6 protein-coding genes are annotated in these 11,522 nt (G+C 73.7%); 3 read left to right on the forward strand and 3 right to left on the reverse strand.

Features of this window, described 5'->3' with window-relative positions; translation table 11 throughout:
- Window positions 1-3: 3 nt before the first annotated feature.
- From B086_RS0133435 to proB, 3 genes are all read right to left on the reverse strand, one after another.
- A complete protein-coding gene (locus B086_RS0133435) occupies window positions 4-1,290 on the reverse strand; it encodes a glutamate-5-semialdehyde dehydrogenase (protein ID WP_018570798.1) in 1,287 nt (428 codons plus the stop codon).
- A 1,181-nt stretch (window positions 1,291-2,471) separates the two neighbouring features.
- Window positions 2,472-3,017 carry a hypothetical protein gene (locus B086_RS0133440; protein ID WP_018570799.1) on the reverse strand — a complete coding sequence of 182 codons (546 nt, stop codon included), beginning with the start codon at window positions 3,015-3,017 and terminating at the stop codon, window positions 2,472-2,474.
- A 143-nt stretch (window positions 3,018-3,160) separates the two neighbouring features.
- The gene (proB, locus tag B086_RS0133445) at window positions 3,161-4,288 is read right to left on the reverse strand and encodes a glutamate 5-kinase (RefSeq protein ID WP_078531262.1); all 1,128 of its coding nucleotides are present in this window, start codon (window positions 4,286-4,288) and stop codon (window positions 3,161-3,163) included.
- Window positions 4,289-4,689: 401 nt separating this feature from the next.
- On the opposite strand from proB, the gene B086_RS46015 reads away from it, so the two are divergent.
- The 3 genes from B086_RS46015 (at window position 4,690) to B086_RS0133460 (ending at window position 11,447) form a co-directional block, all read left to right on the forward strand.
- Window positions 4,690-8,061 (forward strand): ALF repeat-containing protein, encoded by a 3,372-nt coding sequence (locus B086_RS46015; RefSeq protein ID WP_018570801.1) that lies wholly within the window; start codon window positions 4,690-4,692, stop codon window positions 8,059-8,061.
- A 562-nt stretch (window positions 8,062-8,623) separates the two neighbouring features.
- Complete coding sequence (locus B086_RS0133455; protein WP_018570802.1) at window positions 8,624-9,145, forward strand: hypothetical protein; 522 nt, start codon at window positions 8,624-8,626, stop codon at window positions 9,143-9,145.
- A gap of 97 nt (window positions 9,146-9,242) precedes the next feature.
- Window positions 9,243-11,447: a S1 family peptidase gene (locus tag B086_RS0133460; RefSeq protein WP_026253035.1), complete on the forward strand. Its 2,205-nt coding sequence runs from the start codon at window positions 9,243-9,245 to the stop codon at window positions 11,445-11,447.
- Window positions 11,448-11,522: the final 75 nt, after the last annotated feature.

Genomic DNA, 11,522 nt, shown 5'->3' on the forward strand with positions numbered 1-11,522 from the left:
GGTTCAGCGGCGGACGTGCCCGTCGCCGGTGACGATGTACTTGGTGCTGGTCAGCTCGGGCAGCCCCATGGGGCCGCGGGCGTGCAGCTTCTGCGTGGAGATGCCGATCTCGGCGCCGAAGCCGAACTGGCTGCCGTCGGTGAAGCGGGTGGAGGCGTTCACGGCGACGGTGGTGGAGTCCACCAACTGGGTGAAGCGGCGGGCGGCCTGCTGCGAGGTGGTGACGATGGCCTCGGTGTGGCCGGAGCTCCACAGCCGGATGTGGGCGACGGCCCGGTCCAGGGAGTCGACGACGGCGGCGGCGATGTCGTAGGAGAGGTACTCGGTGTCCCAGTCCTCCGGCGTGGCCTCCACGACGGTGGCGCGGGAGTCCTTGGCGTACGCCATGACGCGCTCGTCGGCGTGCACGGTGACCCCGGCGTCGGCGAGGGCGTCCAGGGCGCGCGGCAGGAACTCGGCGGCGATGTCCTGGTGGACGAGGAGGGTCTCGGCGGCGTTGCAGACGCTGGGGCGCTGGGCCTTGGAGTTGATGAGGATGCCGACGGCCATGTCGAGGTCGGCCTGGGCGTCGACGTAGACGTGGCAGTTGCCGGTGCCGGTCTCGATGACGGGGACGGTGGACTCGTTGACCACGGTGCGGATCAGGGAGGCGCCGCCGCGCGGGATGAGGACGTCGACCAGGCCGCGGGCACGCATCAGCTCGCGTACGCTCTCGCGGCTCTCGCCGGGCACGAGCTGGACGGCGTCGGCGGGCAGCCCGGCGCCGCCGACGGCGTCGCGGATCACCCGGACCAGGGCGGTGTTCGACGCGTAGGCGGAGGCGGAGCCGCGCAGCAGCACGGCGTTGCCCGACTTCAGGCAGAGGGCGGCGGCGTCCACGGTGACGTTGGGGCGGGCCTCGTAGATGATGCCGACCACGCCGAGCGGGACGCGGACCTGGCGCAGGTCGAGCCCGTTGGGCAGCGTGGAGCCGCGGACCACCTCGCCGACGGGGTCGGGCAGCGCGACCACGTCCCGTACGTCGGCGGCGATGGCCCGCACCCGCTCCGGGGTGAGCGTGAGCCGGTCGACGATCGCCTCGCTGGTCCCGGCGGCGCGCGCCCTGGCGACGTCCTGCGCGTTGGCCTCGACGATCTCGCTGGTACGGACCTCCAGGGCGTCCGCGACGGCGAGCAGCGCGTCGTCCTTCTCGGCGCGCGGCAGCGGCGCGAGGTCGGCGGCGGCGGCCTTGGCCCGGTAGGCGGCCTGGGTCACCGGGGACATGGAGTCGTACGGCGAGAGCGTGGTCATGGGGGCAGCGTAGTGCGCCGTGCTGCGGCGTTCACGCGCTGTTCCACAGCGCGAGACGTGGGCGGGGCGGGGGGCGTGGGTGCTTGGGGGCGGGCCTTGCGCCTCCGGGGCCGGGGGCGGGGGCGGGGGCGGCCCGCGGGAACCCGGTCCCGGTCCCGGGCCCGGACCGGCCGGAGCCGGGGAACAGGCCCCGGCCCGGGTGGCAGGGACCGGCAGCCCGGACAGGCGGAGGCCGACGATGTGGTCCCGGCCGCGCCTCCGGCCGGTCGGCGGGCTGGAGCGACGGGTCCTCCTGGGCCGGGCGGCCGACCTACCGGTCCGGCGCCCCTCCCCCCGACCGGGGAAGAGACACCGGCCGGGCCGCGACCGGGCCCGCGCCTCGCTCCCCGGAGCGGACCCGGCCCTGGACGGGCATCCGGCGCCGGTCCCGGCCCGGTCCGGACGGCGGGGGCGCAATCCGCGGGACGCGGGTCCTCCTGCTCCCCCGGAGCCCGGGACGACCCGTGCAGCCCCGGCAGCGGGTCCGGACCGGCCGGAGAGACCGGGGAGCGCCCGCGCCTCGCTCCCCGGAGCGGACCCGGCTCTGAGCAGGCGCCCGGCCTGGTGCGAATGCCATGGGCACAGTCCGCCGGGACACGGGTCTCACTCCTCCGGTGCCCGGGACAGCCCGTGCGGCCCCAGCACCGGGACTCGGACCGGTCAGGGCGCCGGAGGCGCAATCCGCAGGGTGCGACTCCTGCTCCCCCGGGGCCCGGGACAGCCCGTCCGGTCCCTGCCCGCCGTACCCCGGACCGGCCGGAGGCCGCAGCGCACGTCGGTCCCCGGCCCGGCGGGCAGGGACCGGCAGCGGGGTCCGACGGGCAGAAGCCGGCAGGCAGAAGCCGACGATGGCCGACGATGTGGTCCCGGCCGCCGCCGGGCCCGTCGGTGGCCCGGCCCGGACCGGACCGGCGGCTCCTCCTGGGCCGGGCGGCCGATCGGCTGGACCGGCGCAGCCTTCCTCGATCGGGGAAGCCGTCTCTTCCTGGCCCGCGCCTCGCTCCCCGGAGCAGTCCCGCCCCGGCCGGGGCCGGGGGGCGGCGGGTCCGACGATCCTGACGAGACGAGACGCCCGGCGACGGGCCAGGACCGGATCGGATCGGCCTCGGACGGGCGTAGGTCCGCGGACCGGGCGCGGCGCCTCAGAAGGGGTGGACGCCGATCGGGGTCGCCGGGGGTGGGCCGTAGCCCTCGGCGAGGCGTTGGTGGTAGGTCTCGCGGTCGATGACCTCCAGGCCGACGATCTCCCAGGGCGGGAGCTGAGCGCTCTGGCGGTGTTCGCCCCACAGCCGCAGGGCGACGGCCGCGGCGTCGTGCAGGTCGCGGGCCTCCTCCCAGTAGCGGATCTCGGCGTGGTCGTCGGCGTAGCGGCTGGTCAGCAGGAAGGGGTGGTCGTGGGCGAGCTGTTCGAGCCCGCGCCGTACTTCCTGGAGCGGGGTCCCGGCCCCGGAGACCCGCAGGGTGATGTGCCACAGCCGGGGCTGCTCCGCCTGTTCCGGGCGCCCGTCGTGCGCCTGGTGCGTGCCGTGCTCCCGCCCGCCTTCCGCGCCGTCGTGCTCCCGGTGCTCCCGGTGCTCGCGCTCGTAGCGGTCGCCGGCCGCGACGCTGGTCAGGGTCCGCTCCTCACCGGGTACGCGGGAGGGGGACGGGCCGCCACCACCGCGGGACCCCGCCGCCCCAGGGCGCACTCGTCTCACGACGGCCTCCTTCACCCAGTGCTCGTGCGGAATATGTCCCTGGGACAAAGTGCAGCAGGCCGTACGGGTCTGTGGGGCGGTTTTGCGGAAGGTCCCCCACCTTCAGGGACCGGCCGGCCGGACGTTTCGGCCCATTACGGCTCCAGGACCACCAGGTCGTCCCTGTGTACGACCTCGCGTTCGTACGCCGATCCCAGCTCGCGGGCGAGTTCCCGGGTGGAGCGGCCGAGCAGCCGGGGGATCTCCCGGGCGTCGAAGTTGACCAGGCCGCGGGCGACGGCGCGGCCGCCCGCGTCGCGCAGCTCGACGGGGTCGCCCGCGGTGAAGTCGCCCTCGACGGCGGCGATGCCCGCCGGGAGCAGCGACTTGCGGCCCTGGACGACCGCGCGCACCGCGCCGTCGTCGAGGGTGAGGGCGCCCTGCGGCGCGGAGGCGTGCTGGAGCCAGAGCAGCCGGTCGGCGGAGCGCCGCCCGGTGGGGTGGAAGTAGGTGCCGGTGTCCTCGCCGGACAGGGCGTCGGCGGCGTGCACCGCGCTGGTGAGGACCACGGGGATGCCCGCGGCGGCGGCGATCCGGGCGGCCTCGACCTTGGTGACCATGCCGCCGGTGCCGACGCCCGCCTTGCCCGCGCTGCCGATCTCGACGCCCGCCAGGTCGGCCGGGCCGCGCACCTCGGTGATGCGGGAGGTGCCCGGCCGGCTCGGGTCGCCGTCGTAGACGCCGTCCACGTCGGAGAGCAGGACCAGCAGGTCGGCGCGGACCAGGTGGGCGACGAGGGCGGCGAGGCGGTCGTTGTCGCCGAAGCGGATCTCGTCGGTGGCGACCGTGTCGTTCTCGTTGACGACCGGCAGGGCGCCCATGGCGAGCAGCTTGTCGAGGGTGCGCGAGGCGTTGCGGTGGTGGGCGCGGCGGCTGGTGTCGTCGCCGGTCAGCAGGACCTGGCCGACGCGGATGCCGTAGCGGGCGAAAGAAGCGGTGTAGCGGGCGACCAGCAGCCCCTGGCCGACGCTGGCCGCGGCCTGCTGGCGGGCGAGGTCCTTGGGGCGGCGGGCCAGGCCGAGCGGGGCGAGTCCGGCGGCGATGGCACCGGAGGAGACGAGGACGACCTCCTTGTTCCCCGGGCCGCTGCTCTTGGCGAGGACGTCGACGAGGGCGTCCACCCGGTCGGCGTCCAGGCCGCCGGTGGCGGTGGTCAGCGAGGAGGAGCCCACCTTGACGACGATCCTGCGGGCCTCGCGCACGGCCTGCCTTGCCCCTGCCACCTTGCTGTCCGTCCCCTCGCGTGCCGGTGATCCGCCTCGCAATCTACGCGAGGCGGACGGCCGCCGCTCGTTCGTCCAGTACGCGGACGAATGACCGGTTCTCGCCCCGGGGTGTGTCTGAAACGTGAGGTGTCTCTCAAGTGGCGTCCAAGCCGCTCATGGCAACGGCCGGTTGAACGAAAGATGGCTCAAAGCCTTCTGTGAGCGCTTTCATTTGGCCAACGAGACCTCCACAGGTGTTCAACAACTCCTTCAAAGTGCGTATGTTCACGTGGCGCTCTGTCGTGTCCCTGCTCAACTTCTGCACCAACGGGGGGACATGCGCGCGGCGGACATCAGTCTGTCCGGCGGCGTTCCGCCGTCTTCGCGCAGCCGTCGGGCACCGACAACGAAGGACCGCTTTGGACACCACCTACTGGAGCAGACGCCGCGTTCTGGGCACCCTCGCCGCCACCGCGGCCGTGGCGACCACGTCGAGCCTCGTGCTCAACCCCGTCGCCGCCTGGGCCGCGGACACGCCCCCGGCGGACGACGACGGCGACCCGCTCGACCTGCCGGACACCGACCGGGCCAAGGCCGTGAAGGCCTGGCTGCTGGGCGGCCCGGCCGTGCGCGCCGCCGCGGAGCTGGCGCTGAGCGGCACCGACGCGGACATCAGCACCTTCCTGACCGGTGAACTGCCCGCGGCCACGGCCGAGGACAACCGCGTCGCCATCCTGACCTCCCTGGCCGCCGGCGGCGCCGGCACCCGGCGGGCGGCCGCGGCCGCGCTCGACGGCGGCGACGCCGCCGTCGCCGCCTACCTCGACACCGGCTTCAGGACCGCGATCGTCGAGGACCTGCGCGTCGCCACCTCCACCGTGATGGCGACCGGCGCCAAGGCCGTGCGCCGGGACGGCGACGCCGCCCTGGGCGCGGGCACCCAGGGCGCCCTGGAGGACTTCCTCACCGAGGGGCAGTACAGCGCCCGCCTGGAGGACATGCGCTTCGAGGTGTCCGCGCTCACCGTGAACGCGGGCCCGGAGGTGCGGAAATACGCCACCCGGGCGCTGGACGGCACCGCCGACGACGTCGAGTGGTTCCTCGACACCGGCCAGCACATCGCGCGCGCCCGCGACCAGGAGTCCGCCAAGATCGAGGAACTGGTCGCGGTCGTCGAGCGCGAGGGCAAGAAGGCCGACGCGAAGACGAAGGAGGCCGAGGAGGCCGCCGCCCGCGCCGTCGAGGCCGCCGCGAAGGCCAAGGAGGCCGCCGAGAAGGCCGCCGCCGAGGCCCAGGCCGCCCAGGACGACGTGGTCAAGTCGGGCAAGGCCGCCCGCAAGGCGGCGCAGGCCGCGCAGGGGGCCGCCGACTCGTCCCGGGTCGCCATCCGGGCCTCGCACGCCGCCGTACAGGCGTCCCGCCGGGCCGCCTACGCCGCCACCGCCGCGAGCCAGGCCGCGGCCACCGCCGGTTCCGCCGCCGCCCGCGCGTACAACGCGGCCATCGCCGCCTCCAAGGACGCCTCCAAGGCGTCCGTCGCCAAGGACGCCGCGGTCGCCGCGCGCAACGCCGCCGCCAAGGCCCGCAGCGCCGCGAAGGCCGCCGACTACGCCGCCACCTCCTCCGCGCAGGCCGCGAGCGCCGGTTCCGCCGCCGCCTCGGCCGCGCGCAACGCCGCGTCCGCCGCGAACGCCTCCGCGACCGCCGCGTCCGCCGCGGGCAAGGCGCAGGCCGAGGCCGCCGAGGCCAAGCGGCAGGCGCGGATCGCCAGCGCCAACGCGCAGATCGCGACCAACGCGGCCGGCACCGCGCAGGCGCTGGCGAACACCGCCGCCAGTGCCGCGCGCACCGCGCGCGACGCCGCCAACAGCGCGGCCGGGCACGCGGACAAGGCCGCGGACGCCGCCGAGTGGGCCGTCAAGTACGCGGGCCAGGCCGTCGAGTACGCGAAGAAGTCCACCGAGTTCGCCAACGCGGCCACGGAGGCCGCCAACAACGCGACCGCCGCCGTCAACCAGGCGGTGGCGGTGGAGAAGCAGGCCCGTGACGCCGAATGGCAGCGTCTTGACGACGATGTCAAGCAGGCGCTGGAGGAGGCCCGCGACCTCGCGCAGATCGAGGACCAGGAGCGGGCCGAGTACGCCGAGAAGCGCACCCAGGCCTCGCAGGCCGAGCAGGCCACCAAGGACCTCGTCGCGCGGGCCGAGGCGGCACTCAGGGCGAACGACCTGGGCCTCGCCGCCACCCTGGGCCGCAAGGCGGCCCTCGCCCACCTGGAGTCCCGCGGCTCCTGGTCGCGCGAGGCGGCGCGGTTCGCGCTGTCCGGCGCGGAGGCGGACGTGCACGGCTGGATCGACACCGACCGGGCGCTGGCGCAGAAGCAGGACGACCGCGAGACCGTCCTGTACCTGGCGCAGATCACCAGCCCGGACGTGGCGGACGCCGCGACCAGGGCGCTGGAGAACGACGACCCGGAGGCCGGCACCTCGTTCCTGGCCACCGGTGTCGTCGAGGCCGCCGCCACGGACAACCGGGTCGCGGTCTCCCGGGTGCTCTCGGCCGGTCCGGGCAGCGCGGTGACGAAGGCGGCCGACGACGCGCTGAACGCCGGGACCGCCGAGGCCCTGTACGAGTTCCTGAGCGTCACCCACGAGGCGGCGCAGCGCGAGGACGACGCGGTGGCCACCGCCGCCCTCATCCAGACGGGCGGCCCCTACACCAAGGCGCACGCGCAGGCCGCGATGGAGGGCCCGACGTGGATGCGCCGCAACTTCGTCGCCTCGGTGCAGTACAAGACGGCGCAGCTCGACTACGACTCGGCCGCCCACATCGCGGCGGTGCAGGGAGCCATCGCCGCCGCCGCGAAGATCGCGAACAAGGCGCAGGAGGACGCCGCCCGCGCCCAGGAGGCGGCGGCCAAGGCCCGTAACGCGGCCGACGAGGCCCTGAAGTGGGCGGACAAGGCGAAGGCCGCCGCCGACCAGGCCGCCGTGGCCGCCAAGCAGGCGGACAGCAACGCGGACGCCGCCGAGCAGTCGGCCCGCAACGCGCAGGCGTCGGCCGACCGGGCGAAGGCCGCGGCGGCCACCGCCCGTACGGCGGCGCGCTCGGCGAACTACTCCGCCAACCGGGCCGTGGACGCCGCGCAGCGCGCGGTGGCGTCGGCCAACTCGGCGCAGGCGTCGGCGGCATCGGCGCGCGCCTCGGCGGTCCAGGCGGGCAAGGACGCGCAGACCGCGGCGGCGGCGGCCAGCCAGGCCCACCAGATCGCGGCGGCCAAGCGGAAGGCCGAGATCGCCGCGGCGGCCAAGAAGGCGGCCGAGGAGGCGCGCAAGGCCAAGGAGGCGGGGAAGAACCCGGCCGACACCCCCGACAACGACGATGTCAAGGGCGGACTTCCCTGGTGGAAGAAGGACGCCCGATGGCTGGCCAACGCCACGAACTGGGCCAGCATCGGCACCGGCTTCGCCTCGGTGGGCATCGGTCTGGTCGGGCTCGGGGTGGGTGTCTTCTTCCCGCCGGCCGGAGTCGCCCTCGAAGGCATCGCGGCCGGTTTCGGATATGCGTCTCTCGCATTCACGGGACTGAACGTCCTGTTCACCGGAATCGGCTACGGCTGGGGCAGCAGCGAGTTCCAGTCCTCCCTGGGAAGTGCCGCGCTGAGCGTCATCACGTTCGGTCAGTCGAAGTGGATCGGCGCGCTCGGCGGGGCGAAGGTCGCGACCAAACTCACCCAGGCGGGACATGATCTGATCTCGCCGGTCACCGGACTGCTGGGATCTCTCTTCTGACGGTTCTGTCTCCTCATCCCGGCAAGGGTCGGCGGGCACTTCTCCCGTCGACCCTCGCCGGGATTTCCTGAAAGGTCCGTCCACGCCCGGCGGCCCCTTGTTTCCCGATTTCCGCACAGGGCTTCTTTCGCCATTTCCCGGTTCGCTTTTTCATCCCATCATGCCTGATCAGAGGCGGTACGGGTAAAATCGGGAACAGTGCAGGACACCCGGAAGGAATCGCCTTCCATCCCTTGCGCGAGCAGTGCGACAAATGACGCAGGGATCCGTCCGAGAAACATCCCCAAGTTGTGATCCACCTCACATCAAGGGATCCACTTTACGCCCCATTTAAGTAGCTTGCGAAGTGGACAAGGGTTCACTTCAGAGGGTTTCATAGCCAAGTTCGAGCAGTTTCCCGGCAGTCGGCGGCCCCCTTTGGCAGCGGCCCTTTTCCCCGACGGCCGGGAGTGGGGGCACTGCACGTCACTTCCGGTTGCCTTCACGCCGCTGCATGAAATGCGCTCCGGTTCGTCCGGTCCGGAGCCGACGAGTGAGGACTGCGATGAAGGCACGTACCGTTATGGCGAAGCCGTACCAGAAAAGGATCGCCGGAACCGTCCTGGCGGCCGCGGCCGCGGGTGCCCTGGCGTTCACGGCACTGAGCGGCGGAGCCTCCGCCGCGCGGGGTGACACGGCGGACTCGGTCACCTCCGTCGCCGGTGAGGCCCCCGGATACGCCGTGGAGGACTTCAACTACCCGGGCGCCGACAAGATCCTCGCGGAGAAGAACATCGTGCTGAAGCGCGGCGACGGGCACATCACCCTCGCCGACTGTGCGAGCGGCACCGGCTTCCTGGAGGTCTGGGCCCGCAGCAAGGACAAGATCTGCTTCCAGGTCAGCGGCAACTCCGGCTGGCTGACCCTGGAGATCCCCTCCGTCTACGCCGTGCGCGGCAACGACTACGCGGCTCAGGTGGACATGACGGTCGGTTCGGAGGAGAAGAGCTTCGACATCGCCAAGAACACCTGGACCGCGGTCGGCGAGAGCGCGGACCCGCAGGGCCGGGAGCACATGCTCGTGGAGATCCGCACCTCCAAGTAGCCCGCGCCCGCGCCTGCGCCCGCGCTCCACGCAGTTCCGCCAGCCGATCCGCCGGCCGCCGAGGGCCCGCGGAAACCACGTTCCAAGGACTCACCACATGCCACATACCCGACACGTGCGTCTCGCCGCACTCGCCACCGCACTCATCGCGGGCCCCCTGGCGGTCTGCGCCGCGCCCGCGTCCGCCGTGACCGGCACCCCGGTCACCGACGCGTCCTTCGCCTTCACGGCGCAGGTCGTCGTCGGTGACCACGACCGGGGCTGCTCCGGCGTCCTGGTCGACACCGAATGGCTGCTCACCGCGGCCAGCTGCTTCGCCGACAACCCCGCGAGCGACCTCACCGTGCCCGCGGGCAAGCCGAAGGCGAAGACGACCGCGACCGTCGGCCGTGCCGACCTGAGCGGCACCGACGGCGCCGTCCGCGAGATCGTCGAGCTGGTCCCCCGCGCCGACCGCGACGTGGTGCTGGCCCGGCTGAACCGCCCGGTCACCAATGTCGCCCCCGTCGCCCTGGCCGCCACCGCGCCCGCCGCCGGCGAGGAGCTGAAGTTCGCCGGGTACGGACGCGACAAGACCGAGTGGGCGCCCCTGAAGCTGCACACCGGCGCGCTCACCGTGGACTCCGCCGACGCCACCACCGCCACCGTCACCGGCAAGGACGGCGCCGCCGCCTGCATGGGCGACACCGGCGGTCCCGTGGTGCGCACGGCGGGCGGCACGCCCCAGCTGGTCGCCCTCAACAGCCGTTCCTACCAGGGCGGCTGCTTCGGCATCGACCCGGCCGAGACCCGCACCGGCGGCATCGGCGCCCGGGTCGACGACCTCGCCTCCTGGGTGGCCTCCAAGACCGGCGCCCCGCGCATCACCGACTTCAACTGCGACGGCGTCGAGGATGTCGCCATCGCCGACCCGAAGGCGGCCGTGGGCGGCGACGACGGCGCCGGTGTGGTCCGTATCGTCTACGGCGGCGGCAAGGGCACCGCCGAGATCAACCAGGACCTCGACTGGGTGCCCGGCGGCTCCGAGCCCGGCGACTGGTTCGGCGAGGCCGTCGACACCGTTGACTACAACGAGGACGGCTGCACCGACCTGGTCGTCGGCACCCCCTCCGAGGACCTCGGCACCGCCACCGACGCGGGCATGGCCGACATCCTGTACGGCGCCCCGGGCGGCATCGGCACGGGCGCCCTGAAGGACACCCACTTCGAGCAGGGCATGGGCACGGGCTCCTTCAAGTCGTCCAGCCCGGAGGCCGGTGACCGCACCGGCCAGGCCGTCGCCGCCGGCGTCACCGCCGCGGGCGAGCCGTTCGTCGTGATCGGCTCCCCGGGCGAGGCCATCGGCAAGGTCGCCAAGGCCGGCATGGCCTTCTACGTGCACGGTGACACCAACGTCGCCATCAGCCAGGACAGCACCGGCGTACCCGGCGCCGTGGAGGCGAACGACGGCTTCGGCGGCGCGGTCGCGGCCGACGCCAACCACATCGTCATCGCCGCGCCGAACGAGACGATCGGCACCGACGCGGACGCCGGCAACCTGGCGGTCTTCTCGCACCAGCTGAACTCCGAGAAGCGGCCCACCCCGCTGTTCGGCCTCGACCAGGACCTGGACACCGTCTCCGGCGCCGCCGAGCCCGGCGACCTGTTCGGCAAGTCCCTGGCCATGGTTCCCTACCGCCCCTCGGGCGCGGCGAGCGCGAACGAGTCGATCCTCGTGGTCGGCTCCCCGGGCGAGGACGTGTCGGTCGACGGCGTCGACAAGACCGACGCGGGCATGGCGCAGAGCTTCCGCATCGGTGCGGACGGCAAGTACACCCAGCTCAACACCTACCTGTCCGGCACCGCTTCGGACGCCGTGCCCGGTACCTCGGAGGCCGGTGACCGCTTCGGCACCGCCCTGGCCGCCGTGAACACCGCGCCGCGCGCGGTGAGCACCACGGCGACGATGAAGCTGGCCGTCGGCATCACCGACGAGGCGATCGGCACCACCGCGAAGGCCGGTGCCCTCACCACCTTCTCGCTGATCGGCTCGCCCGGCTCCAACAACCGCTGGATCGAGGCCGGTACCTCCGGCATCCCGGGCCCGGCCGGTGCCAACCAGCACCTCGGCCAGAGCATCCACTACACGGGCACCCACCTGTACCTGGGCATGCCCTACGGTCCGGGCAGCTACGGCACGGTCTACGCCCTGCCGCTGGCCAACGTGACCGCCGGCGGCTCCAACACGGCGATCACCACGTACCAGCCCGGCAAGGACGGCCTGCCGTCGGCCGGCGGCCGCTTCGGCTACGTGGTCCGCTAGGACCCGGCCGGTACGGACGAAGGGGGGCTTCCCCGGCACCTGGTGCCGGGGAAGCCCCCCTTCCGCGTCCCGCCG

The organism is Streptomyces sp. PsTaAH-124, assembly GCF_000373685.1.
In the GTDB taxonomy this organism is placed as follows: domain Bacteria; phylum Actinomycetota; class Actinomycetes; order Streptomycetales; family Streptomycetaceae; genus Streptomyces; species Streptomyces andamanensis.

Excerpts from the sequence above, each read along its gene's own strand:
- B086_RS0133435 (WP_018570798.1), bottom strand. The coding sequence starts at position 1,290 with ATGACCACGCTCTCGCCGTACGACTCCATGTCCCCGGTGACCCAGGCC.
- B086_RS0133455 (WP_018570802.1), top strand. The coding sequence starts at position 8,624 with ATGGCGAAGCCGTACCAGAAAAGGATCGCCGGAACCGTCCTGGCGGCC.
- B086_RS0133460 (WP_026253035.1), top strand. The coding sequence starts at position 9,243 with ATGCCACATACCCGACACGTGCGTCTCGCCGCACTCGCCACCGCACTC.